Below are 24794 nucleotides of genomic sequence, written 5' to 3'. Positions count from 1 at the left end.
AGCATCAATCTGGAGTTTAATCATGAGTCAAGAAAGAATACTTTCTGCAGATAAAAATGCCGATAGTAATGATGAAGTCCTACAGTGGGTGACATACAAACTAGAGGAAGAAACTTACGGTATCAATGTGATGCAAGTGCAGGAGGTGCTTCGTTACACTGAAATCGCGCCAGTACCAGGTGCGCCTAGCTATGTGCTGGGTATTATCAACTTGCGTGGTAACGTTGTTACTGTCATTGATACGCGTGCAAGGTTTGGCTTGATGAGCGCAGAAGTAACAGATAACTCTAGAATAGTCATCATTGAAGCTGAAAAGCAGGTTATTGGTATTCTAGTTGATAGTGTTGCTGAAGTTGTTTATTTACGCAGCTCAGAAATTGACAGCGCACCAAATATCGGCACAGAAGAAAGTGCTAAGTTTATCCAAGGTGTATCTAACCGAGAAGGTGAGCTACTAATCTTGGTGGATTTGAACAAACTACTCAGCGACGATGAGTGGGATGAGCTGAGTCATCTTTAAATCGTGGCTGCAGTAACTTTAGACGATGTTTTAATCGTACTAGTCATTGCCTCAAGTTTTATCAGTATTGTGTGCTTGGGGCTTTTGTTTGTTTTTAGCAAGCGTATACAACAAAATCAACAGCACTGTGCAAGGCTACAAAAGCAAACACAAAATGATGCTGAGCAAATCAGCATTCTAAGAAGTGAAATTGCTGAAGTGAGAGCCAGCGTCTTGAGTATTGGTAAACGACTGGTTGCTTGTGAGGGGTTCGCTAAAGAGCTTGCTCAGCAACAAGCGGCTCAAAAATACGATGACCCGGACGCTAAAATATACTCCAGAGCCGTTAAAATGGTGGAGTTAGGCGCTGACCTCGAAGAGATTATGAGAGAATGTGAACTGCCAAGAGCAGAAGCTGAATTGCTCATGTCTCTGCACAACAAATCACAATAAAAAGGTGCCAAGTGCACCTTTTTTCAAATGACTCCTCAGAGTTTCACGCCTAGTAGGACGAGAGTAAGCCCCTCTAAAAGAATCTCATATTAACCACTAACATCCGGTTAAAATAGTTGATAGATATACTCAATAAGGCTTCTACTTAGCTTTCTTGAGCTTTGCGGATAGCGAGGTTTAATCGTTTAAGGCAAGAGCACATCCAACCGGCTAGCGGGGGGATTCAATGTAAGCCACACCTAACACAAGATGTCTGATAGACTGATATTGTTAGCACAATCTATCAATGATTAATGTGTTTGGTAGTTAAGTATTAGATGATTTACTTTGTCTAAGACGTTGAAAAATTGGCTGAACGACACGCAATATCGGGTTAAATACTTATAGATTGATGTGTTTAATGCATTAGTTTGATTCGGAACAATGAAAGAAAGAGCCTGGTTGTCGGGAGTGCTCCTAGGTTTAAACGGGAGCGTGTCGCTTAAAATTAACTTACGATCAGCATATGGTTGATAGGTTTACAAGTCGCGCTGTAATTACCAGTACGCGGAAATACAGTAATTCATACAATGAATGAGCATGTTTTACTCTGTATAGCGACAAAAGTGGCAATATTGCCCATAGGGCATATTGAGCGTCTGGGTCGGTCAAAAGTCGAAATAACATTTCTATTTATAAGCAACTTGTTTACAAGAATTATTTTATTGAATGCCAAATTGTTAATAAGGTAGTTTAATTCCCCTGCTTTGTTGTATATTTGCATTTTTCTGTATGGAGCTTGTAAATGAAAAAAAGCATAGTAACGCTATTGACGTTTCTTCTTAGCTTTCCCTTAACAGTGAAAGCGCAAACCACATGGATACCCATTTCAAATGGAGGCATATTTTTTGTTATTCCATTCATACCTTCGGTTTCTTTTCCTCCAGCTACGAATTTCAACACGAATATTGTGTCTGGTGAGAGTTACGTGACTTGGGCAGATATCGAACATGCCAGCAAGTACCAAATTCAAGTTTTAAATAGTCAAGGTCAGTGGGTTGACTTATTTATTGTGAATGAGAATAAGTTTCTTCTTAGTAAGCTGAATGGTAATTATGAGTTCAGAGTTATTGCCTGCAACATGAATACATGTGAAAACACTGGCCAAGCTTCAATTAGCTTCGCTCCTAGAAAAAAAGTGGCTTTTATTCATACCGATTTATTAGGCAGCCCAGTAGCAGAGACTCAAGAGTAGTAAAGTTATGAAAATAATAAAGACAGTTAGTTCGTTAGCCTTTTTAGTCGTTTCAAGTTCGGTGGTAGCGGATACAGGTCACTTACCTGATAATGGCAATAGCGAGGACAGCAGTGATTTTTCTTCTGTATTTAAAAGTTACTACAGTGATTTGCCATCTGAAAATATAAGTATTCAGGATTTAAAGTTAACTCACTCATTCAACATCAAAACGATCCCTGCAGCCAATGGAAGCTCTCTTTCCGTTGGGTATGAAGTGAAAGGCTTTCAAGGTGGCGCTGTAAACATCTTTAGAGAGTTTAATGGCCACAGGCTTAGGATGTCATTAACTGGAAGCGCATTTACTGGTAATGGCAGAGAGACAAAAACCATTGGATGTTTAGGTAGTTTATCAGGTCTTGAATTCAATCAACTCGGTTTAGGTTTACCACAAAAGTCGAAACCTCTAGGGTTTAATAGCAATAATATGCCTACAGGCACATTAGCACTCTTCGAAGATCACACCGTATTAAAATGTGAGTCATCCAAACCTGTGATTGTTTTTTCTGATGGAACAAAAGTCAAATTTGGAAGTAAGAAAACAGGACAGAACAAACAATATTCTTGGAGTCCCACCTCTATAGAAGATAAATATGGTTTAAAAATTGATTTAACTCAACAGCATATTAACTTTAACGGAGTTCAAGTAAGAGAAGTTAATAGTTCTCAAACTAAACAATTGATTGTTGATGATAATAATGAAATTTACGCCACGACATTCAATTTTAATTCTAAGGGTGAAATAACTTCAGTTGTTGACGCAGAACAGCGAGTTACCTCGTTTACCCATACCGGTGCTTTTAGCGGTGCTTTAACCTCAATCGCCAGTATTACTTTTCCTTCTGACCTGAAAGTTGAGTATACATATCAGGGCTACTGGGAGGGAAGTAGAAACAGCCTCACTGTAAGCTCTAAAAAGATTACTGGGCCAAATATTCAAGAAAGACGTTTTCAATATACATTAACTTCACCAGAACTAAATTATCCAGGCTTTCGTGGTCATAAGTCAATCTCTTATGAGTATGATGTAGATGACAATATGCACGCTTTGACTAAAGTCAACTATATACATTCTCCTGCAGACTATGGCGCTCGTATTTACAAGCAAGAAATTTATAAAGGGCCTTATTTAAATGTAGGTTGGGTCCATAATAAGCGGTGGGAAGAGGGCGAGTTACTCGCAAAAAATGAAACTCAATGGGAGCACTATTACCTTGGTAGTAGTGGGTGTTATAAGCAACTAATAGGTCCATACTTTACGGTTACGCCAACTAGTTGTACAAGTGTGCGTAAGTCAAAACAATATACGAGCTACAAGGTAAACGATGGTTACGATACGTTCTTTACTGACTATTTGACATATGGTACGTATAGCGGCATAACAAAGTATAAAGAAATCTTTTCAAGCTCTTCAATTTTGCCGCCAAATCGAATCGATTCACAGGTTTTTTCTGGTTCTACCAAATATACGAAGAATTCGTACTCTCACAATAAAACTAACTGGATAATAAATAATCTGAATAAAAAGGAGTATTCGAGCAGTGATAGTGGTTATATTGCAGAGACTCAACTTACTCTTGACCCAAATACGCTAGATATTAAACATAAGTACAGCTTTGGACAGCTCAAAGAGAGTTATTCATATCATGCAGCTGGCAGCTCAAAGGGAGCATTAAAAAGTAAAACGCTGAATCATTACCGTTTATCAGGTAGTGGTAAAATAACAACTACTTATAGTGCAGATTATAAGGCGAACATACCAAGAACTATAACTTCTTACAAAGCAGCTTCTGATAATACTGTCCAAGAGGTTAAACTGGCAGATTCATTTGGAAATATTTTAGAGAATACCGATAAAAAAGGTACTAAGTCGCAATACAAATATGACAAATTAGGGAGGCTGGTTGCTGAGAAGACAGAAAATGATACGAGTTTTGGACACGCATGGCTAGGGACCTATTATAGTTGGGACGATGTAAATAATAAGAAAACAATAACGCATTGTACGTTAAACGCCTCAATGTCAGGTTGTGCGGCAAATTCAGAGTTACAAATCGAAGAGACATACAATGCCAATGGTCAAATTATTCTGCAAAAGTATAGAGATTTAAAATATTCTACAGCGCTCAACAATACACGTTATAAAGTCTTTAGCTATGATAAATTTGGGCGATTGTCTTTTGAGTCAATAATGAGTGACAGTCAAACTGAAACGATTGGTACAAGTTATCATTATGACTTTTTAAATCGTCCCATCAGAACTGAACAATCTGGGTTGGGAACCATTTACTACCGCTATTTGTCTGGCCATAGAATGGAAGAGACAGATGGTAAAGGTAATAAAAAGACAAAAACTTTTCAAAGCTATCAAGCTCCAAATTATAAGAGTGTTATACGAATTGTTTCACCTGAGTCGATTTTAACAACTATACAAAGAGACGTTGGTGGTTTTATTAAATCTATTACTCAATCTAATGAAGCGCCAACAAACTCAGGTGGGGGAACCGGAGGTGGCGATGGTGGTGGTGACGATGGTGGTGGTGACGATGGTGGTGGTGACGATGGTGGTGGTGACGATGGTGGAGTTGAGCCAGATCCACCCATTTGCGACATAATAGATCCGCTAGGTTGTCATGACCCACGTGTCGTTGACCCAAACAACGTGTACTCTGCAAGCTCTGCAAACAAAGCTTTAAAACAAACTGAAACTCGCATATATGACTCAAACAAGCAACTGTGCTTAGTAAAGCGAGCTGATGTTGGTAACACCGTCATGAAGTACAATGCATTAGGCCAATTGACATGGAAAAAAGAAGGCACTAGCTATAATGCATGCTTAACATCTGCTCCCACTGGAAGTATATACTTTACTTATAATAATTTAGGTTTACTACACAAGACTAACTACTCAGGAACGGCTTTAGATTTAGAGCGGGAGTATGATAATAATGGTAATTTAACCGCGCTCATTAAGTCTAATGTTACTCAAATTTATACATATAATAACAAAAACTTATTGGAAACTGAGATTATAACAATCTCTGATCAGGCACCTATCTCACTGCAATATGATTATGATGCTGCGGCACATATTTATGCTATTACTTATCCAGATGGCTCAAAAGTTAAGTATACGCCAAACGCATACGGCGAAGCACGGTCAATTGCAGCTTATAATAGTGACAACATACTGCAACAGAGCTTTATTAAAAATGTAAATTATTACCCCAACGGTATGGCCAAGAGCTATGAGTTTGGTAATGGTGTAAAGCATAACCTGGAGCTGTACACAGACAGTAATTTACCTAAAAAGATAACTGATTTAAAAACCGGTGTTAGTGCGCTGGATTTAACATATAGCTTTGATAATAATGGTAACGTTAAGTCTATAATAAATGGTGTTGACACAGGTTACTCTATAACAAATATGCAATACGACGGTGTGGATAGGCTCACCAAAGTAACGGGTGGTAGTAAAATCGGTAGTAGTGTTGTTGATTATGATGTGCTTGGTAATGTGATAAATTATTCAAGTAAAAATAGAAATCTTATATATACCTACAATGCAGATAATAACCGACTCACTTCTGTTTCAGGGGTAAATGGTAAATATGGCAGTATTAGTTATGATAGTAGAGGTAATATTACAAATAACGGGAAGTATTCATTAAGCTTTAATGATGCCAACCAAGTAACAACGGCGAATGGCAATAATTATTTATATGATGGTTTTAATCGTAGAGTCAAAAAAGTAGAAAGTGGTAAGACCGAATATAGCATCTTTAATAAAAGCGGCCGACTCTTATTCAACCAAACAGGTGCGCTGACTGGCAATGGTATTAACTATATTTATTTAGGCAGTAAGTTGGTTGCCAAGTACGGTAACGTGCCGACTGTTTCTTTAGCTAAGAGTAAGCAACATTATCGACCTTTCGGTGAAAGCATTGAAGGGGCTAGAGATACTATTGGGTATACGGGCCATGAGTATGATGAGAGTCTAGGCTTAAACTATATGCAGGCGCGATACTATGATCCAGTTATCGGGCGTTTTTATTCGAATGATCCGGTTGATTATGCGGGACATTTACAGAGAGGCAACCCTGTACAAGGCTTTAATAGGTATGCTTACGTTAACAATAATCCATACAAATACACTGATCCTGATGGCGAAATGCTAATTCAAGCTATTGGTTTTTTTGTTGGAGCGATTAGTTCCTACAGTGCGGCTAAAAAAGGAGGTCTATCTGGGAAAAGTTTAGTCGCAGCGACTCTTGTTGGTGGTGGCGTGGGGATGTTAACTGGAGGCATCGGTGGCACAGTTGCGACTACATCAGTTAAAGCTACCGTTGGCAAAGCACTAAATGCAACGGCAACTCAGAGTGCAAAGACAATCGCCGGGAGCACTACATCTGGGGCCGTCGCAGGTGCTGCGGGTGAAACTGCTGGTAATCTAGCCAATGATAAACTCCCTACAAAGAAAGGGCTTATTGACGCTTCATCAAAGGGGGCTTTTAGTGGTGCTGTCGGTGGGGCCATTGCAGCTACCGCTGGGGCAGTCGCTGGTACGGTTGCATCAACAATGACAGATGCGATCGGTAATGCAGTAGCAACTGAAAGCCAGCAACCACCTGAAGAACTAAAAAAGCAAGATAAGTAATAACATCCTAGCCGAGATCATTAAGTCTCGGCCTAAACCTGCATTTTATTGGGGGAATTAATGATGAGTAAAGAACTTGTGGAAATTAGAGCTAGGCAAAATAAGTACTTTAGTTTGATTAGCTCTGTATTTTTCTTATTGATGGGAATTGTAGTTCTGACAGGAATGTTTGTTCCATATACACCTTTGCCAAATGAAACTACACTTTCTTACAGAGCAGGCAATTTATTCTTAAACAAACAGGAAAATGGTGTCGTATTTGTATCCTCTGGTGGCGAATCTTCTCCGTTGTGTGATAAAGCATGGATTGATATTGAAGAGCTATCTGCTCACCTCATGAAAGAAGCAGATACACGTGTAGAAGTCAAAATTAATTTAAACGATCCAAGCATAAGTGACACATATTGCCTTACCATTTTTGGTCTAAAAATAAATGATAAACAAATAATTAGTATTGAAGATGTGAAGAGTGCTAAAAACGATACCAAACTCATTTTCAATCTAATCGCAATAGTTTTTATCATCGCAGGGTTGTTTAAATTTTACGATTTTAAGAAGTCGTTGAGTTTTTATAGGTAAATGCTCTTTTTTGAATCTAAAGCCTCGTATTCTGAAGTGACCCCATAAAGTTGGACTCATTCCTAAGCGGCTACCAAGGCCTGATTTCGATACGCTATCGGACTCAGGCGTTTTAGTTTCAGCTTAATTTGTTTGTGATTGTAGTATTCTATATATTCTTTTATGGCATTTACCTGCTTGGTAACACTTTTATACTCATAACCGTGATACATTTCCGTTTTCAATATGCCAAAGAAATTTTCAGCTACGGCGCTATCTAGGCAGCTTCCTTTTCGAGACATGCAGACTTATAGCGCTTTGGCCTCACTACTGATTGCAGCGACAATTGCTACATTAAACGTTGAACAGTTTTATGGTTAATTAACGTGCCTGCACTGCGCAATGTAGATGTTATGCGACTATAACCATATCGCCCTTTGTGGGCATGGAATATAGACTTAATTTGCTTTGTTATCGCATCATATTGCTCTGGGTATCGCCTTTACTACGATGGAAATAGTAAACACTTTTAGGCAGTCCACTGGCCTCGAGTAAATGGGATAATTTAAATTTAGCCTTAAGCTCACGCACTACTTTTGCTATTTCGTTGTTTGTTTTTCCTGAGCCAAGGCATTCCACTTTTTTAGAGCCACATTCTCCGCTCTAAGGTACTCAAGTTCTTCTCTTAATTCTTTTTCTGTCTTCATTTGTATAAGGCTTTTGCTTATACGAAAAAGCGTGTTCGCTATGAAGGCGATAAACTAAACACCAATATCGTATTTGCCGTGAACTGGCATTAAATTGCCTAGAAAGTGAGCGCGAACCTTGAGTGTTGGCTTACGTTGCAACTTCTAGTTTGAACTTTTTAATGTATTTAGACATAAAAAGACCCCAATAATTAGAGAGTCCAACTATTGGGGGTCACTCCATTTGTAGCGGGCTTCTTTCTGGCTGAGCAGCTCTTAAAGTTTTATTTTCGACGAACCGTCGTTGTTACTCTAAAGTCTAATTGAATCGCTATACGAAAACCCTTCTACGGAACTATTTTGATACTGCGAGCCTATGCTTTGATATTTAATTTGCCCTGAAAGTTTTTCCACCCAGGTGGGAATTTACCACGTAAAACATAAGAAAAGGCAATAAGCTCTGCGATTACATAGTAGAGCTCTTTGGGGATTTCTTCATGTAAATCCAACTGGCCTAACGTTTTAACTAGTGCTGCATCTTCATGGATCATGATGTCCTTTTCTTTTGCCAATGAGATGATTTCTTCAGCTAGCTCTCCAAACCCCTTACAAACCACTTCAGGGGACTTTCCGGCTTCATACAATAAACCAACGGCGGTTTTCTGTTCCATAACTACACCTTTATATTCACAATGGCATGCTTATCATAAAACTGCTTCACTTGCAGTGCATCTTCTTTAAGTTCAATCTCACCAACTTGCAGCCCGTGTGCAGCCAGTTTGCTGCGTAATGCGTCTAAGTGTGGCTCAGCCAATTGGCAAACGCCTGTACTGTTTCCGACAATCTCGCAGTCTACTGCTTTATCCATAAGCTCTGCTTGTACGCTGAGTTGTCCAAGTGCTTCGTAATCAAAATTGAGCCTAACAAACCAAACTTGCTTTTCAGGCATGCCTGCTTTGGCAGGTTTTTTATATTGACCAATTTGTAGTTCACTTTGCCGGCATTCAGGAGGCACCTTCATTGGTAAAAATAAACTGATTAACAGTTGGCTCTCACTATCAAACTTTTGCCCTAAGGCCTGTGTTTGATTTGTTGCGGCCATAGAGTTTTGAATGAAGTTAAGGTCATCCAATAAGTTTTGCTGTGCCGATAAGTTTACTGCCTGTATAAATTGTTTAGGCTGGTGTAATTTGTTACCTGGGAATAAGGTTTCTACCATACTGGCTACACGCTGTTCTTGGCTAACATCTTTCGGTCGCTGCATATCTGCTTGTGCCATTAATTGAGTGCCAAGTAAGGTTACGAGTAGTTTATCTACCGCTTGCGTAAAACTGCTGACAGGTACGCTGGTATTAATTGGAGTGGCAATACTAGGCAAGCGCGCAAACAAATCTTGGCTTACTTCCTGAGCATTTGACTTATTCTCATCAATCAATCGAGAAAAGGCTTGGTGAACAAGGCGCGTTAAATCTGCGGACTGTGGGCTCTTAAATGATTGCTTTTCAGTAATTTTTTCGCTCAATAATTGGGCGTCTTGTGATTGGTCAGTCGGTACTTGAGCCAAAGCTGCGGCACGTAACGGTTTACTCAGGATATGTGCCAAAGGTAGCGCAGCAGGGGCCAGAGGTTTACCTTCGGAGGATTCCTGCTGAGTTACCTCTTTTACAGGTCCTACAATAACGTTTTTCTGAACAGCATGCTCAACAACCTTATTTTTGACAAGATTGAGTTGCTCAGCGGCAAAAGGCTTTACGTCCTTAGGTAGCGCTGCTGCCATAACCTGCTGCAATAATGCCAATCGCGCCTCAAAAGCAGGCTTTGCTTTAGATTCTGACAAGCTATTTAGTTGCAAGGAAATTGTTGCTTTTGGTTGGTTCTCGGCGTGCTTGGTCTGCGCCTGCGGTACGCTCTTGGTACTCGCAAGGGCTGGGCTAGGGTCAGGTTTCACGGCCCCTCTATGTCCTTCAGGCGGAGAAGTTTGGGCATGAGAGGGTTTTGTGGGGGCTTGTGCTGGCGCAAAGTTATGCTGTATCCCTTGAGTGAGGGTCATTAATGGTGAACCTGCAGGACGAATTGCCGCTTTTGCTATGAGTGGCAGATGCAAATAGTTAACTTTATTTGGCTGTATATCAGGAATTTGCTGATTGCTCGGCCCCGGCTTTTGTTGTGCAGAGGAAATATCAACACGGCTAAAAAATGGTTTTTGTGCAATGGCTTGTAGGGCATTTTTCACTGTTTGTTTGATATCGGCTAAAGAGACATTAAACAACGGCTTGTTATATTTTAAAGTCGGTTCTGCTTGAGGCTTGATTGCCTGTTCAAGTTGCGCCTTGAAGGATTGAGTATCCAGTTTAGGTAGCATGCTTTTTATTGACGTTGCTAATTTGATTGTAGTGGTCTTAGTGGCGATGGCAACTTCTATAGTATCTTGCTTATTACTGATTTTTACCGGGTGCCAAACTTGCTTTTGTAATTGGGACAATTGAGTTGGGGTGTTGGATTGCAACTGGGCCAATTGATGTTGATGATGGCCTAACTTTAATATCCCTTTTTGCGATGACAGTTGAATATGGTTTGAAGTTTGTTGGCTAAGCTGAGCCACAAGTTGTGTAATTGCCTTTTTTGCAACAGGCATCTGGTGAAGCTTATCTCCAAACATATTAAACAGCCGCATCAGCACTTTGTCGCCCTTACTACTCAGGCTTGCCACTAGTTTTTCTTCTTGCTGTAATAAAGCCCCGATGCCCGAAGGGAGTGGCATATTGATACCGAGTTTAGGCAATGCCAATTGGGTATTTGCAGGTGGCTTTATCTGAGCTTCTGTTTGCAGCGCGCTATGATCCCCAAACCCTTTAAGTAAACTTAACAAGCTCAATAGCGATTGTGCTGAATTTAGCGTGAGTTTTGCTTCTGGTGTAGACAATGTAAGTACCGTACCGGATGAGTCCAACCTTAGTTGCGCCTCAGCTAACTTTAGCGGTTGTTCTAGGTTTGCTTGACTACTCAAGCGGATAGGTTGCCAGCGACCCTCTAGTGCCACTTCCATCTGAATCGAGTCGGGCTTGATGACAACATTACGTGCTAAAAACGTTTTGTCTGCTTCCAAAATAGTTTGAGTGTTGCTATCTTGTGAAGAAAACGTTGTTGTTGACACATTTGCCTGACTTTGTACAGGGATAGTTTGCTTATTCATTATTCTAAATCAAATTTTCAGTAATCGGCTGCAACGCGTTATTCGTATTACCATATCACTATGATAGACTTAGGCCCACATTTAAGGGTCGTGAGAATAACAAATTTTGCTAGAGATTAAGGCTTTAACTTGTATCAAACAAGACCGTTGTTTGTTCGAATCACTTAACTTTTCGTTGTTACCAGGTCAAATCATGCAAGTAGAGGGCCCAAATGGTGCAGGAAAAACATCACTACTTAGAATAATCTCTGGGTTTTCACGACCTGATGAAGGTAATGTATTGTTTAACAATCAAAATATCACAGATGATTACGACACCTTTGCTGAGTCCTTGTTGTTTATTGGTCATAAAACGGGTGTTAATTTACAGTTGAACGCCTTCGAAAATGTACAACATTGGCTTGGTGTTCATGGTTATCTATGCGATAAAGATGAAATTTATCGCCTCCTCGGCAAACTTGGTTTAGTCGGCCTTGAGGATGTACCTGTGAGGACACTGTCGGCGGGTCAGCAGCGAAGAGTGGCACTGGTCAGGTTGTGGCTTAATCAAGCTAAGTTATGGATACTGGACGAACCCTTTACGGCGCTTGATAAGCGCGGTGTTGCTATGTTACAGAGTCGTTTCCAAGAACATTTAGATGACGGTGGTTCTATTTTGTTAACAACTCATCAGGATCTCACCAGTTCATTTGACTCATTGCAAACGCTGGTTCTGGAGTACAGACATTAATGCAAGCTAGTAATTCGTATTGGACTCTGTTCTGTAATGTTTATCGTAAAGACGTTACTCTAGCATTTAGGCAACGCGCTGAAATCGTCAATCCACTATTGTTCTTTTTAATTGTTATAACCCTTTTTCCTCTAGCAATTGGCCCTGAACCAGCTCTACTTGCGCGGATGGCGCCGGGCATAATTTGGGTCGCAGCACTTTTATCTACTATGTTAGGGTTAGACAAAATTTTTCGCGATGATTTCATGGATGGGTCACTTGAGCAGTTGATTGCTTCTCCCTATCCGTTATCACTTGCTGTGCTTGCCAAAGTAGCTGCGCACTGGACGACAGCAGGCCTACCTATGGTGGTAATGGCCCCTGTATTTGCATTACTTATGAATTTAGAATCGCAGGCACTAAGCGCAACGGTTCTGACATTATTAATTGGCACACCCTTATTGAGTTTTATCGGTGCCATAGGCGCAGGTCTGACAGTGGGCCTGCAAAAGGGGGGAATACTGATGAGTTTGCTCGTATTGCCTCTGTATATACCTGTACTTATTTTTGCAACGTCTGCAATAGATACTAGCATTATGTCGCTAGCGTATAGCGGACAGCTTGCAATCCTTGGTGCTATGCTCGCCGTCGCTTTTGTAGCAGCACCAATTGCCATATCGTCAGCTTTAAGAGTGAGTGTAAGTTAAAATGTGGAAGTGGTTACATCCCTATGCAAAAGCGGAGCGTGCTTACCAATTGTGTAACACCTTGCTGCCGTACTTTGCGGTAGTGTCTGTAATATGTGTGGTAGTCGGATGGGTTTGGGGTTTAGCATATGCGCCTGCTGACTATCAACAAAAAGACAGCTATCGGATTATTTTTATTCACGTACCGTCGGCCATCCTCTCTATGGGGGCTTATTCGTCCATGGCCATTGCTGCCATCGTTGCGCTTGTTTGGCAATTGCGCAATGCGGAACTAGCCGTGATTGCAATTGCGCCGGTTGGTGCAGCTATGACTGCAATCGCGCTTATTACGGGTGCTGCGTGGGGTAAACCTATGTGGGGGGCCTGGTGGGTTTGGGATGCAAGATTAACTTCAGAGCTGATCCTCCTTTTCTTATATTTAGGTGTTTTGTCTTTGTACCATGCTTTTGAAGATAAAAAAGCAGGCGGAAGAGCTGCTTGTATTCTTGCAATTGTTGGTGTTGTAAACTTGCCTATTATTCACTTCTCTGTCGAGTGGTGGAATACTTTGCACCAAGGGGCAACGATCACCAAGTTTGATACATCTGCGATTGACCCTTCAATGTTATGGCCGCTATTAATTAATATTTTAGGATTTGCAGCCCTTGTCGGCGCGATGTCTCTGATCCGTCTTAAAAATGAAATTATGCAAGCAGATAAGCACCGTCCTTGGGTGCGTCAGTTAGTGAGTCGAGGTTGATTATGCAGTTTGAATCATTTAGCGACTTTATCGCCATGGGCGGTTACGGGTTTTATGTATGGCTCTCTTTTGGTAGCTGTTTAGCCATAATTCTTGGGTTGTTGTTTGTGTCTCTTTATGAAGGAAAGCGCTTAAAGCAAGAAATCAAAAGGCAAATGTCCCGAGAAGAGCGTATTAAGAAAGCAAAACAAACGGAGGCGCAGGCATGAATCCAAGACGAAAAAAGCGAATGCTAACTGTGCTTGCTGTGGTCTTTGGTATCGGCTCGGCGGTTGGATTAACCTTGTATGCATTACAAGAGAATATCAACCTATTTTATACGCCAAGTGAGCTTGTAAACGGAAAAGGGCCTGAACAAGAAAAACCGTCTATTGGTCAGAAATTGCGCATCGGAGGCATGGTGGTGCCTGGCTCAGTTGTCAGAGATGAGAGCTCGTTAGACGTTGAGTTTAAGCTGATTGATACCGGTCCACTAGTAACAATTCGCTATAAAGGTATTCTGCCTGACCTGTTCCGTGAGGGGCAGGGGATAGTTGCGCAAGGTACACTTATCGAGTCAGATGTGATTGAAGCATTTGAAGTGCTTGCCAAACACGACGAAGAATACATGCCGTCTGAAGTTGCAGAGGCAGTAAAAGGCATTAAACACGAGAAGCCCAAGTACAATTTAAATAGCGAGAACTAGTATGGTCCCTGAAATAGGATATTTTGCCCTAGTTTTGGCTATGGCACTAAGCTTACTGCTGTGTATTTTTCCTTTATGGGGGGCTTATACGGGCAACCTAAGGTTAATGAGGGCGGCGCCTTCGTTAGCTGTCGGACAATGCCTTTTAGTGTTCTTTGCATTTGCGGTGCTTATATATATTACTTTGACTGACGACTTTACAGTGGCTTATGTGGCCCATCATTCAAGTAGTACACTGCCTTGGTACTATAAAGTGACATCTACTTGGGGCGGACATGAGGGGGCCATTTTGCTGTGGTTAGTCATGCAATCTGCATGGACAGCTTTAGTCGCCTTGATGTCAAAGTCTTTACCTTGGGTATTACGCGCGCGCGTCCTAGGTGTTTTGGGCTTCCTAGGTGTGGGTTTTATGCTTTATACACTTTGGATGTCCAGCCCATTTGAGCGCTTGCTGCCTTACTTCCCCGTAGAGGGGCGAGATCTAAACCCTCTGTTACAAGACCCCGGCATGATCATTCACCCACCACTACTTTATATGGGCTATGTTGGACTGTCTGTTTCATTCTCTTTTGCGATTGCTGCATTACTAACTGGTAAACTTGATAATACGTGGGCCAAATGGTCACGCCCATGGACTATGGCCGCATGGGCGTTTTTGACTTTGGGTATTACCATCGGTAGTTGGTGGGCGTACGCTGAGCTCGGTTGGGGAGGCTGGTGGTTCTGGGATCCAGTAGAGAATGCCTCATTGATGCCTTGGTTAGTCGCGACAGCGCTGCTACATTCCCTTGCTGCGACTGAAAAGCGCGGCGTGTTTAAGTCATGGACTGTATTGTTGGCAATCGCAGCATTCAGTTTATGTTTGCTTGGTACGTTTATTGTCCGCTCGGGCATCATTGTGTCGGTACATGCATTTGCCACAGATCCAGATCGAGGCCTTTATATTCTTTCGTTCCTCGCGGTTGTGGTTGGAGGGAGCCTCGCGCTATATGCAACTCGTGTAGCACAAGTTCACAGCGAAGGCCGGTACCGTTTTGTATCAAGAGAAGTTGGTCTCTGGCTGAATAACATCTTCTTAGTGGTGGCGACTCTTATTGTGCTGTTGGGGACCCTGTTACCCATGATCCACAAAGAACTGGGTTTGGGCTCAATATCAATCGGTGTACCATTCTTTAATCAGATGTTTGCCATTTTAATTGTGCCTTTTGCGATTTTATTGGGCTTGGCACCCATGTTGCGGTGGAAACAAAACAAGCTTAGCGGACTGGTTAAAAAGTGGGGCGTTATTGTGGCGCTAAGCCTTGTAGCTACTGCCGCTTGGTTATTTTCTAGCTACGAAAAAGTGACGCCACTGACGTTTCTGGCAACGGCTTTAGCTGTTTGGATTGTGTTTGCGACTGCATCTGATCTATTACAAAAGGTCTCTAGCCAAACGACTATCACAGAGGGATTTAAACGATTAGGACTGAGTTACTGGGCAATGATGCTTGGTCATGTCGGTCTGGCTTTTGTTATTGCAAGCGTTACATTAACGTCAGCTTATTCTGTAGAACGAGCAGTTGCCATGAAACCTGGCGATGTAGCAATGTTAAATGAATACCAGTATCGCTTTGAAGGTGTGAAAGAAATTCGTGGACCAAATTACAGTGGCCATGCAGGTGTGGTTACCGTTTTGAAAGAGGACGAATTCGTAACTGAGCTATACGCAGAAAAGCGCTTGTATGATATTGGCATGCAATTTATGACGGAGGCGGCTATCGATGACGGCTTTTTCAGAGATCTGTATTTAGCTTTGGGAGAGCAATTGAGTCAAGGTGCTTGGTCATTGCGTATTTATCACAAACCCTATGTGCGTTGGATGTGGCTAGGCGGTCTTCTTATAGCATTTGCTGGATTCATCGTGCTTGGTGATAAACGCTATCGTCGTAGAGCTGAAAAAGGGATAAAAGGATAACTATATGAACCGTAAAATATTAGGCTTTTTGCCCTTTCTCATCTTTGTCTTTTTGTGTGTGTTCTTGTATCAGGGCCTGTTTGGTAACCCAAGAGAGCTGCAAACAGGCCGCCTAGGCCAAGCAATGCCGAGCTTTAATTTGCCAGACTTAATGAGTGACCAAAAACGCTGGACCGAGAAAGACCTGTTAGGGGAAGTATATTTGATGAACGTGTGGGGCACTTGGTGCCCTACATGTATCGCTGAGTTAGGTTATTTAACGAAGCTACGAGAGCAGGGGATCAAAATTGTAGGGCTGTATTACGAACAAGCCTATGACCCAGATTTTGGAGATCATTTTGATATGCAAGCACTGCGCGCAGAAGTGCAATCGATGTTAGGTCGTGCCGGTAACCCATATCAATTCAACATATTGGATTTAGAGCGAAGCCTAGCGCTAGACCTTGGCGTGTCAGGCGCACCCGAAACATTTTTGGTAGATAAGCAAGGCACTATTTTGTTGCACCATACAGGTGACATAAACCAAAGGGTGTGGCGCAATAAATTCCTACCTGCGCTTGAGGAGTTACGTGATGAAAATTAGAGCTGTAGTTTTGCTCGTCGTGGTCCTTTTGTGCAGTATCGGTTTGAGCGAGGCGGCAGAAGACAAATATCAGTTTAAAAGCCCAGAGCAGGAGCAAACTTTTAGGGAACTGACTTTAGAGCTAAGGTGTCCTAAGTGTCAAAATCAGAATATTGCTGATTCTGATGCTGTTGTGGCAAAAGACTTACGGGATAAAGTGCTGGCATTAATCAACGAAGGGAACTCTAAACAAGAAGTGATTGATTATATGATCGATCGTTACGGCTATTTTGTTCATTATCAACCACCTGTGACACCAGCGACGATAATTTTGTGGGTATTACCCGTTATTATTGTGATCTTAGGATTCGGCTTTATAGTGTTTCGCCAGAAAAAGGCTGCGAAAAAACAGTTTTGGAGCGACGAGGATGAAAAAATGCTGGATAAACTAATTCAGCAATATCAGCGTAAGGAGCGTCATTCATGAGTGAATTGTCACAAATGTGGGGGATGTTTGCGCTGCTGGCTGTCCTAAGTTGTTTGTTTGTAGTTGTACCTTTTTTAAGAAAAGAAAAACTAATTTCTGTTGATCATGATGCAAACGCTGAGCGTATAGATATTTATTATCAAAGACTAGAAGAACTGAAGGTTGAGTTAGACAATCAACGATTGGAGCGTGGTGATTTTGAAGACTCAGTCATTGAGCTGAAAAGGCGTTTGCTTAATGAATTATCACCAGAGAGGACGCTTGATACAAGAGGAAACAACCTAGTACTTGCAGCCACCGGCGTCGCCTTCACCGTCGTCGTAAGTAGTGTGTTTTACTATTTCACTGGTAGTCATCAGCAAATTGAGAGTTGGCATAGAGCAGTCGAGAAGCTACCAGAGTATGGTGAACGCGCTGTTTTACAAACGGGCGACCCGCTGACAGCAAACGAACTTCAAGCATTTGCCTTGGGATTGCGAACAAAACTTGCAAATAGTGGTGATGACGCGGTCGCATGGATGTTGCTTGGACGTGTTGCAATGTCGCTTAATGATTATGAAATGGCGATGCAGGCTTTTGACAAAGCCTTGGTAATGCAACCTGACAACCATAACGTGTTGGTAAACTACAGCCAAGCGTTATTGATTGAGGGAACTGAAGCCAGTGTAAACAAAGCCGCGCATATGTTGTCACGTGTACTTAGAAAAGATCCACAAAATATCGATGCGATTTCATTGCTCGCTTTGATTGCTTATGAACGTGAAGATTGGCTAGAAGCGAAATCTGCGTTTGAAGTATTATTGGCGACAATGACTCTAAACGATCCTCGCTATGGCTTTATTAAACAGCGAATTGCTGAGATAGATCAGAAAATAGCGACTAGCAATACAGATGCTGAGCAAACAGATGTCGGCCCTCAGCTGACAGTCAATGTTGATATAGCGGGTGAGTTGGCCGCACAAATTCCACCCAATGCGACGTTGTTTGTGTTCGCAAAAGCAGCAAACGGACCCAGAATGCCGCTCGCTGTGAAAAAACTTACAGTTTTTAACTTGCCTTTACAGGTCAACTTGAATGATAGTATGGCGATGATGCCAGAACTAAAGTTATCAAGCTTCAAAGAAGTAGTGATAACTGCGCGTATTTCAGTGGATGATTCAGTGATGCTTCAAGACGGTGAGCTTGAGGGAAGCTCTGATTTAATTATTCTACAAGAGGGTACGCAACTGGTTAATGTTACTATAAGTCGTGTTATAACCAGCACAGGAAGCTAAATGTATAAAAAAATTGTTGGCGCTGCGCTTGCGCTAATGCTTGTGGGATGTGCTCAAGTCCCAGAAGAAAAGCAAGATCCGCGAGATCCATTGCAGTCTATGAACAGGCCCATCTATGACTTTAATATGGATGTGTTAGACGCGTATATTTTACGTCCTGCTGCGAAAGGCTACGTGGCCATTACCCCAACTCCGGTACGCAGCAGTATCGTTAACTTTACGACAAATATTGCGGCACCTAGTGACGCAATTAATGCTGCCCTTCAAGGAAAGCCTGGTGATGCTGGCGTCAATGTTGCGCGCTTTTTGATTAACTCAACTGTTGGGATTTTAGGCCTCTTTGATGTAGCAAGAGAAATAGGCCTTGAGCATAAAGATGAGGACTTTGGCCAAACATTAGGTGTTTGGGGCGTTGGTGATGGTGCGTATTTGATGATCCCAGGCATGGGACCTTCAACTGTGAGAAACACCACAGGGGATATTGTAGATAATGTGGTTTTTCCTAAAATCGCATTAACAACACCACAGACGCTCATTGTATTTGCGCTAAGAGCAGTAGAAGCTCGTGCGTCTTTGATGTCACAGGAAAAGCTGCTGAACGAGTCTTTAGACCCTTATACTTTCTTAAAGGATGTGTATTTCCAAAGACAGCTGTATGAGCTTCATGATGGAAACCCGCCCATGGAGGAAGAGCCTGAAGACTTCGATGATGATTTCCTAGAAAATCTTTAGAGCAATCAAGTTTAGAAAATAAAAAGCCAGTAATTACTGGCTATTTATTATTTGGTGAGACTCGCTATTTTAATCGCATTCACCCAGTTACCTGACCTGTATATGGCTTTTGGATGGAGGGTGACTCAAAGCGTAAGTACACTGTTTTTAGTTATTACATAAAAATGCACAAATGCTTAGGCTATCTGTAGTTACTCATTGCGTTCGAGCAATGGGTCTAAGCAATATCATCATTTTAAAGTGGTGTATTTAAACTCGAGACCACCATGTTTTGTAAGCACCGCACATCAATTAAATTGCTCACAGTGCTTGGTTTTGAATAAACAGAGCATTTTTGTTATCAAAATTGCCAATTCATATTTAGCCACAAAGTCCGGCCTGCTTCATTGACTTTAGCTGTTTGCGGATAGCCACTGACCATAGCTCCGGAGCGACTTAAGTGTTCCGCATAAGCTTTATCAAATAGATTGTCTACGCCTAGCGCAAAAACTACATCCGGGGAATGCTGGTACGAAGTGTTTACTGCTAAGGTGGCAAAACCATGGCTTGGAGATACATCTTGACCTGCGATATTACCTTGACCAATAGCAACACGGTGTTGTCTTTGAACAACGCGCCAGAGTGTACCAAACTGCCACTTGTCGTTACGGTAGTTTAATGCCATTCGGGCCTGTAAAGGAGGCTGCTGCGCGAGTGCGATATCGTCAGTGCGATTTTCGCCTCGAACATAATTGATACTCGCCGTGGCTGAAAAGTTCTTGCTAACTTGGTAACGGCTTTCTGCTTCAAATCCGTAAGTTTGTGCATCGATATTTCTGGTCACTTTGCTTGCCATGTCCATTTTTTGGTAAAGGTTATCAGTCAATAAGTAATTGTCGATTCTGTTAAAAAATACTGAAACAGAGTGTGTAAACGACTTGGATTGACCTAGCCAGCCGATATCCAATTGATTGGTTGTTTCATGGTCCACTAAAAATGCGCTTGGGCTATCAATTGCACCGCGACCGCCGCCCATTAGCTCCCAATAATCAGGGAAACGTTCTGTGCGGCCTATACCAATATAGTAACTATCGTTACTTGATTGTGCCTGATAGCGTGTGAAGCCACTTATGAGGGTATCATCACGTGTGAGATCAGCGGTAGGATTGGGTATGACTTGCATCATTACACTTCGAGTTTGTCTGCGATCTGTTGCTTCCCATTCGTCTAGTCTGATACCGCTCACCCACTGACTGCGATTGCTTAGAACGTATTCTAACTCTGCGAATAGACCCGTTTGTTCAAACTCTGCCGTTTCGGCCCGTATTAATGACTCCACAGGAGTTGTAACGTGGTCACGGCTAACCCTCAGGCGATGCCTATTTTGTTGATGGTCGAGGCCATAGGCAAGGCTTATTTGCTCGTCTAATTCTGAGTTAAACAATACCTTAGCGCCCCAGGTTTTTCTGTCAGGGTTAGACGAGGTTGGGTTTTTCATCATCATGTTGGGCATAAACTGGCGCAGACTATGGTTATCCATAATGTGGTCAATATTGTTGTAGTAAACACTCACTTCAGCGCTGTTGATAAACCCATCTAGTTCATGTTTTTCAAGTTGAAGTGCAATTTGTGTTCTATCAAACAAGCTGCCATCCATCATTCTATCTGCATAGGCTACTTCACCATCACTGCGGCCTAGGCTGATACTGTACAAGCTATTATCATCCGGCGTGTAGGCAAATTGAGTATCTAGATTCCATTTCTCATAGGCAGAGTGTATGTCTGTGCCGTTTCCATCTTGGTAGTCATCAGCCTCGCTATAACTTGCTGCAACACGTGCAAAATAATTTTTGGTACCAGCTTTGATGTCTGAGTTTAAAATGGTTTTACCAAACTCGCCCAGTGTGACATTTGCAAACCCTGAGAGTCCTGACTCTAATAGGCGCTCAGATTCTCGTTCGAATACTACAGTTGCTGCACTGTTTCCTGGGCCATAAAGCACAGTTTGAGGGCCTTTAATAACGGTTAAGGTGTCATATGTTTGGGGTGTGATGTAAGCCGTAGGTGGGTCCATTCGGCCCCCACAGCCACCTAAAGCGACACCACCATCAGTAATAATATTAACTCGAGAACCTGCCATGCCACGAAAAACAGGATCGCTGCTAGCACCGCCCTTTTTAACCAAAGAAAATCCGGCGATACTAGAAAGTAGATCAGCGCCATCTTGAGCCGGTAGAGGTTGCCTTGTCGCTTTTGGGTCCATTTTGATATCTAGTGGGCTGTGCATCGGTGCGATGACTTCAATATGTTCGAGTGCTTGACCAGTTTGAGCATTTCCTTGCCAAGAGCACGATGCTGCAATAGCGGCACAGATAAAGCGTTTTTTCATTTATATCCTCGAGTTATGTGTTTTCAATGCAAACTTCAATCGAAAGTTACGTACAGAGAAATGATTTGATATTTGATGGAGGGTATTTTACTGAGCAGTGGTAGTGTTGGGATGTGACAAAATGTCGCACCTACATGATTTGTTGTTATCTATTTGATATAGCTCAATATCGCGAGGGGCAATGTGGTACCTATGGGTTAGATACCACATACTGTTGAATTAAAACGCTAAATAGCCATGACTTCTATTTGTTGGTCGCACCACTGCAGCGCTTCTCGATAAAGCTCTGGCAGTTCATCAGCAACTAAACCGAGTTTGTCCGTAAGCTGAGAAGCCTCTTCCCACTTAGCTTGCTCATAGGCCATTACGAGTGCAAGGTAATCAGCTAGCAATCCATCTCCCTGTAACAGAGCGTCTTTGATGTCGATGGTAAGGGGCAGTTTTTGCATCACGCTTTCCATGGTTTCATCTAAGATGGCGTCCATTAAAGACATCATCCCAGTCAAAAACGCCATACCGATATCAGGCAGCTTTTTATGTTTTATCGCAAGCAGTTCATTAAATCTAGCGCGAGTCAATGATAGCCGAATAAGCTCCATGGGTTTTTCTGAAGCGACTTGAGATGCAAAAAGCAACGATAAAAACTTTTTAAGTTCTTGATTACCCAGTACGATAAGCGCCTGTTTAATAGTTGAAATCTCGGCTCTGCGTTTAAATGCTGCTGAGTTTGAGTAACGCAGTAGCTTGTAGCTCAAATTGACATCTCGCTCAAAAACCTGAGTGATGCGCTTGAGATCAACGTCGACGCTGGATGTTTCATAAAGCAACTCTGCCAAGGCCATTTCTGAAGGGGGGAGCGCTTTGGTTTGCACCATTTCTGGTTTAGCAAAAAAGAACCCTTGGAAGAGGGTAAAGCCTAGCTCTAAAGCCAGCTGATATTGCTCGTAAGTCTCTACTTTTTCTGCAACTAGCTCAATTTGCGGGTGAGGCACAATGGCCTGCTTAATTTCGTGTATTTCTTCAACACTGGTGACCAGCATATCTACTTTGATTTGGTCAATGTACGGGTAAAAATGTCGCCATACTTTCTGATGCTTGTAATCATCAAGAACCAGTTTATAGCCTTTTTCTTTTAACTCTTGCACGGCTGCAAGTAAGCGCTTACCTGGTTGAACCGTCTCAAGTATCTCAACAATCAACTGATCTCGACCCATCATGGTAGGGTACCCTTTTAAAATCGTTTCAAGGGTGAAATTGATATAGGCAGGTTTTCCATCGGTGAGATCTTCGAGACCAAAATTAAACTGACTTCCTTCGATAAGCTTTGAGGTTGCTTCCACATCGTCTATGTTTGGAAAGACATTATCTACCCCGTCGCGAAAAAGAAGCTCATATCCCACGACATCTTTATTTATATTTAAAATAGGTTGCCTTGCGGCATAGAAATACATGAACGAGACACCCAATATGTTACATCTTATGGTTCAAATATAAGGTAATCTAAAGCATATTTCATTAATAAATTTACAGTTATTTAGTATTTTCGTACTAAAGGGTAATATTTTAGAATGTTAAATGTGCAATAACAGCAATTTATGCTGACTTGCTTGGGGACTGAATACTGCCGTGATATAGTGAACTTTTGTGTTTGGCTTTTGTTCCAATATCAGTTTAATAAATTAAATTGACTGTTATTCGGAGAAAAGCTCTTTTGATCGGAGGTCATTTTGGAAATTGGCACAATGATATCGCTGGCATTGTACTTTATTGTGATGTTGGCTATTGGCCTTTATGCCTATCGTAAATCTACGAACGATGTATCTGGGTACATGCTGGGAGGGCGTAATTTGCCGCCAAGCGTCGCTGCTTTATCAGCTGGTGCATCGGATATGAGCGGCTGGATCTTAATGGGTCTGCCTGGCGCGATGTTCTTAACTGGATTTAGTAGTACGTGGATTGCGATTGGTTTAGTGATCGGCGCGTTTTTGAACTATCTACTCGTTGCACCTAGATTGCGGGTTTACACTGAAATCGCCAATGATGCGATCACGATTCCAGATTATTTTGCTAACCGATTTGAAGACAATAGTAACGCTTTACGTATCGTATCCGCCGTTGTCATTATTGTATTTTTCACTTTGTATACATCCTCAGGTGTTGTTGCAGGAGGCAAGCTATTTGAGAACTCATTTGGTATGAGTTATGAGACGGGCTTATATGTGACGACCGGTGTAGTGGTACTGTATACCTTATTTGGTGGTTTCTTAGCAGTTAGCCTTACTGATTTTGTACAGGGCTGTATTATGTTTATCGCTCTTGTATTGGTGCCGTTTGTAACGTTTAGTTTATTAGGACAACCACTGTTAAGTACATTGAAAGAAGTGAACCCTGAGATGTTAACTTGGATTGGTGCCGGTGGCGTGATTGGTATTATTTCAGCGATGTCTTGGGGTTTAGGCTACTTCGGTCAGCCACATATTATTGTTAGGTTTATGTCGGTACGCAGCGTCAAAGATATGCCGACTGCACGTAACATTGGTATGAGTTGGATGGTGGTTGCAACCTTAGGTGCAATTACGACTGGTTTATTTGGTGCAGCGTATGCCCATGAAAACAACCTCCAGATTAAAGATGCAGAAACGATTTTCTTGGTGTTGTCAGAGTTATTGTTCCACCCTTTGATAGCTGGGTTCTTACTGGCTGCTATCCTTGCCGCAATTATGAGTACCATTTCATCTCAGCTTTTAGTCAGTTCAAGTTCACTGACTGAAGATGTGTACAAGGTGTTCATTAAACCAATGGCTTCTGAAAAGGAGTTGGTGATGGTTGGTCGTATCAGTGTGGCAGCGGTGTCGATTTTAGCGATTTACTTAGCACACGACCGAAACAGCACTATTTTAAGCTTAGTGAGCAACGCGTGGGCAGGTTTTGGTGCTGCCTTTGGTCCGTTAGTACTATTTAGCTTGTTCTGGAGCCGCATGAACTTTGCTGGGGCGCTTTCTGGCATGATTGCAGGCACGGTGACAGTGTTATTATGGATATATGCGCCGTTTACGATAGCAGGGCAAGCACCAAGTGCCTTTATTTATGAAATCGTACCAGGTTTTGTTGTCGCTTCAATTGCAATCGTGGTCGCGAGCTTGATTACAGCACCGCCTTCAAATTCAATTGAGCAAAAGTTCGAAGAGATGAACAGAGGTTTGTAGTAGCTGTACACATACTTGAGTCGTAAAAGGTGAGCACAAGCTCACCTTTTTA

22 protein-coding genes are annotated in these 24794 nt (G+C 42.0%); 16 read left to right on the top strand and 6 right to left on the bottom strand.

Translation table 11 applies throughout. The features are described from left to right. Positions 1-22 precede the first annotated feature (22 nt). The 5 genes from N480_RS01055 (at position 23) to N480_RS01035 (ending at position 7461) form a co-directional block, all read left to right on the top strand. On the top strand, positions 23-520 hold the full coding sequence (locus N480_RS01055; RefSeq protein ID WP_023401824.1) for a chemotaxis protein CheW: 498 nt from the start codon (positions 23-25) through the stop codon (positions 518-520). Continuing rightward, positions 521-952, top strand: a complete 432-nt coding sequence (locus tag N480_RS01050) for a DUF2802 domain-containing protein (protein WP_419554932.1) — start codon at positions 521-523, stop codon at positions 950-952. 784 nt (positions 953-1736) lie between these two features. Then, positions 1737-2186, top strand: coding sequence for a hypothetical protein (locus N480_RS01045; RefSeq protein WP_063370679.1), 450 nt, complete (start codon positions 1737-1739; stop codon positions 2184-2186). Between the two features lie 7 nt (positions 2187-2193). Next, positions 2194-6882: an RHS repeat domain-containing protein gene (locus tag N480_RS01040; protein ID WP_063370678.1), complete on the top strand. Its 4689-nt coding sequence runs from the start codon at positions 2194-2196 to the stop codon at positions 6880-6882. A gap of 60 nt (positions 6883-6942) precedes the next feature. After that, positions 6943-7461 carry a hypothetical protein gene (locus N480_RS01035; RefSeq protein WP_063370677.1) on the top strand — a complete coding sequence of 173 codons (519 nt, stop codon included), beginning with the start codon at positions 6943-6945 and terminating at the stop codon, positions 7459-7461. Between the two features lie 62 nt (positions 7462-7523). On the opposite strand, the gene N480_RS25980 is transcribed toward N480_RS01035, so the two are convergent. From N480_RS25980 to N480_RS01020, 4 genes are all read right to left on the bottom strand, one after another. Then, the gene (locus N480_RS25980; protein WP_155732728.1) at positions 7524-7742 is read right to left on the bottom strand and encodes an IS3 family transposase; all 219 of its coding nucleotides are present in this window, start codon (positions 7740-7742) and stop codon (positions 7524-7526) included. A 47-nt stretch (positions 7743-7789) separates the two neighbouring features. Next, positions 7790-7915, bottom strand: a complete 126-nt coding sequence (locus N480_RS25975) for an IS3 family transposase (protein ID WP_155732730.1) — start codon at positions 7913-7915, stop codon at positions 7790-7792. A 585-nt stretch (positions 7916-8500) separates the two neighbouring features. Next, the gene (locus N480_RS01025; protein WP_063370676.1) at positions 8501-8797 is read right to left on the bottom strand and encodes an EscU/YscU/HrcU family type III secretion system export apparatus switch protein; all 297 of its coding nucleotides are present in this window, start codon (positions 8795-8797) and stop codon (positions 8501-8503) included. Between the two features lie 2 nt (positions 8798-8799). Continuing rightward, on the bottom strand, positions 8800-11319 hold the full coding sequence (locus N480_RS01020) for a flagellar hook-length control protein FliK (RefSeq protein ID WP_063370675.1): 2520 nt from the start codon (positions 11317-11319) through the stop codon (positions 8800-8802). A gap of 106 nt (positions 11320-11425) precedes the next feature. Between N480_RS01020 and ccmA the strand changes: the two genes are divergently transcribed. Genes ccmA through N480_RS00970 form a run of 10 tightly spaced genes read left to right on the top strand, consistent with a single transcriptional unit; the run spans position 11426 to position 19168 of the window. Next, entirely contained in the window at positions 11426-12049 is a 624-nt protein-coding gene (gene ccmA / locus N480_RS01015; RefSeq protein ID WP_081231705.1) for a cytochrome c biogenesis heme-transporting ATPase CcmA, read from the top strand. Then, a complete protein-coding gene (gene ccmB, locus N480_RS01010; protein ID WP_063370674.1) occupies positions 12049-12735 on the top strand; it encodes a heme exporter protein CcmB in 687 nt (228 codons plus the stop codon). The genes ccmA and ccmB overlap by 1 nt, the downstream gene beginning before the upstream one ends. A gap of 1 nt (position 12736) precedes the next feature. Then, entirely contained in the window at positions 12737-13474 is a 738-nt protein-coding gene (locus N480_RS01005) for a heme ABC transporter permease (protein ID WP_063370673.1), read from the top strand. A 2-nt stretch (positions 13475-13476) separates the two neighbouring features. Next, positions 13477-13683 carry a heme exporter protein CcmD gene (gene ccmD / locus N480_RS01000; RefSeq protein WP_063370672.1) on the top strand — a complete coding sequence of 69 codons (207 nt, stop codon included), beginning with the start codon at positions 13477-13479 and terminating at the stop codon, positions 13681-13683. Beyond that, positions 13680-14159 carry a cytochrome c maturation protein CcmE gene (gene ccmE / locus N480_RS00995; RefSeq protein WP_063370671.1) on the top strand — a complete coding sequence of 160 codons (480 nt, stop codon included), beginning with the start codon at positions 13680-13682 and terminating at the stop codon, positions 14157-14159. The genes ccmD and ccmE overlap by 4 nt, the downstream gene beginning before the upstream one ends. A gap of 1 nt (position 14160) precedes the next feature. Further along, positions 14161-16113: a heme lyase CcmF/NrfE family subunit gene (locus N480_RS00990; RefSeq protein WP_063370670.1), complete on the top strand. Its 1953-nt coding sequence runs from the start codon at positions 14161-14163 to the stop codon at positions 16111-16113. A gap of 4 nt (positions 16114-16117) precedes the next feature. Then, a complete protein-coding gene (locus tag N480_RS00985) occupies positions 16118-16696 on the top strand; it encodes a redoxin family protein (protein WP_063370669.1) in 579 nt (192 codons plus the stop codon). Further along, positions 16686-17162: a cytochrome c-type biogenesis protein gene (locus tag N480_RS00980; RefSeq protein WP_063370668.1), complete on the top strand. Its 477-nt coding sequence runs from the start codon at positions 16686-16688 to the stop codon at positions 17160-17162. The genes N480_RS00985 and N480_RS00980 overlap by 11 nt, the downstream gene beginning before the upstream one ends. Then, complete coding sequence (ccmI, locus tag N480_RS00975; protein WP_063370667.1) at positions 17159-18436, top strand: c-type cytochrome biogenesis protein CcmI; 1278 nt, start codon at positions 17159-17161, stop codon at positions 18434-18436. Before N480_RS00980 ends, ccmI begins: the two co-directional genes overlap by 4 nt. Continuing rightward, positions 18437-19168 (top strand): VacJ family lipoprotein, encoded by a 732-nt coding sequence (locus N480_RS00970; protein WP_063370666.1) that lies wholly within the window; start codon positions 18437-18439, stop codon positions 19166-19168. 340 nt (positions 19169-19508) lie between these two features. On the opposite strand, the gene N480_RS00965 is transcribed toward N480_RS00970, so the two are convergent. Continuing rightward, positions 19509-21536 (bottom strand): TonB-dependent copper receptor, encoded by a 2028-nt coding sequence (locus N480_RS00965; protein ID WP_063370665.1) that lies wholly within the window; start codon positions 21534-21536, stop codon positions 19509-19511. Between the two features lie 227 nt (positions 21537-21763). Then, positions 21764-22987: an EAL and HDOD domain-containing protein gene (locus tag N480_RS00960; protein WP_063370664.1), complete on the bottom strand. Its 1224-nt coding sequence runs from the start codon at positions 22985-22987 to the stop codon at positions 21764-21766. A gap of 276 nt (positions 22988-23263) precedes the next feature. On the opposite strand from N480_RS00960, the gene putP reads away from it, so the two are divergent. Further along, positions 23264-24742: a sodium/proline symporter PutP gene (gene putP / locus N480_RS00955; protein WP_063370663.1), complete on the top strand. Its 1479-nt coding sequence runs from the start codon at positions 23264-23266 to the stop codon at positions 24740-24742. The last annotated feature ends 52 nt before the right edge of the window (positions 24743-24794 follow it).

The organism is Pseudoalteromonas luteoviolacea S2607 (assembly GCF_001625575.1).
Taxonomy (GTDB): domain Bacteria; phylum Pseudomonadota; class Gammaproteobacteria; order Enterobacterales; family Alteromonadaceae; genus Pseudoalteromonas; species Pseudoalteromonas luteoviolacea_E.
Note: the sequence above shows the minus strand (reverse complement) of the source record. Positions and strands in the feature narration are given on the sequence as shown.

Excerpts from the sequence above, each read along its gene's own strand:
- N480_RS00970 (WP_063370666.1), top strand. The coding sequence starts at position 18,437 with ATGTATAAAAAAATTGTTGGCGCTGCGCTTGCGCTAATGCTTGTGGGA.
- N480_RS00960 (WP_063370664.1), bottom strand. The coding sequence starts at position 22,987 with ATGTATTTCTATGCCGCAAGGCAACCTATTTTAAATATAAATAAAGAT.
- N480_RS00990 (WP_063370670.1), top strand. The coding sequence starts at position 14,161 with ATGGTCCCTGAAATAGGATATTTTGCCCTAGTTTTGGCTATGGCACTA.
- N480_RS01040 (WP_063370678.1), top strand. The coding sequence starts at position 2,194 with ATGAAAATAATAAAGACAGTTAGTTCGTTAGCCTTTTTAGTCGTTTCA.
- N480_RS01035 (WP_063370677.1), top strand. The coding sequence starts at position 6,943 with ATGATGAGTAAAGAACTTGTGGAAATTAGAGCTAGGCAAAATAAGTAC.
- N480_RS01005 (WP_063370673.1), top strand. The coding sequence starts at position 12,737 with ATGTGGAAGTGGTTACATCCCTATGCAAAAGCGGAGCGTGCTTACCAA.
- N480_RS01025 (WP_063370676.1), bottom strand. The coding sequence starts at position 8,797 with ATGGAACAGAAAACCGCCGTTGGTTTATTGTATGAAGCCGGAAAGTCC.
- ccmE (WP_063370671.1), top strand. The coding sequence starts at position 13,680 with ATGAATCCAAGACGAAAAAAGCGAATGCTAACTGTGCTTGCTGTGGTC.
- ccmI (WP_063370667.1), top strand. The coding sequence starts at position 17,159 with ATGAGTGAATTGTCACAAATGTGGGGGATGTTTGCGCTGCTGGCTGTC.
- N480_RS00985 (WP_063370669.1), top strand. The coding sequence starts at position 16,118 with ATGAACCGTAAAATATTAGGCTTTTTGCCCTTTCTCATCTTTGTCTTT.
- N480_RS25980 (WP_155732728.1), bottom strand. The coding sequence starts at position 7,742 with ATGTCTCGAAAAGGAAGCTGCCTAGATAGCGCCGTAGCTGAAAATTTC.
- N480_RS01020 (WP_063370675.1), bottom strand. The coding sequence starts at position 11,319 with ATGAATAAGCAAACTATCCCTGTACAAAGTCAGGCAAATGTGTCAACA.
- N480_RS00965 (WP_063370665.1), bottom strand. The coding sequence starts at position 21,536 with ATGAAAAAACGCTTTATCTGTGCCGCTATTGCAGCATCGTGCTCTTGG.
- ccmD (WP_063370672.1), top strand. The coding sequence starts at position 13,477 with ATGCAGTTTGAATCATTTAGCGACTTTATCGCCATGGGCGGTTACGGG.
- N480_RS00980 (WP_063370668.1), top strand. The coding sequence starts at position 16,686 with ATGAAAATTAGAGCTGTAGTTTTGCTCGTCGTGGTCCTTTTGTGCAGT.
- ccmB (WP_063370674.1), top strand. The coding sequence starts at position 12,049 with ATGCAAGCTAGTAATTCGTATTGGACTCTGTTCTGTAATGTTTATCGT.
- N480_RS01055 (WP_023401824.1), top strand. The coding sequence starts at position 23 with ATGAGTCAAGAAAGAATACTTTCTGCAGATAAAAATGCCGATAGTAAT.
- N480_RS01045 (WP_063370679.1), top strand. The coding sequence starts at position 1,737 with ATGAAAAAAAGCATAGTAACGCTATTGACGTTTCTTCTTAGCTTTCCC.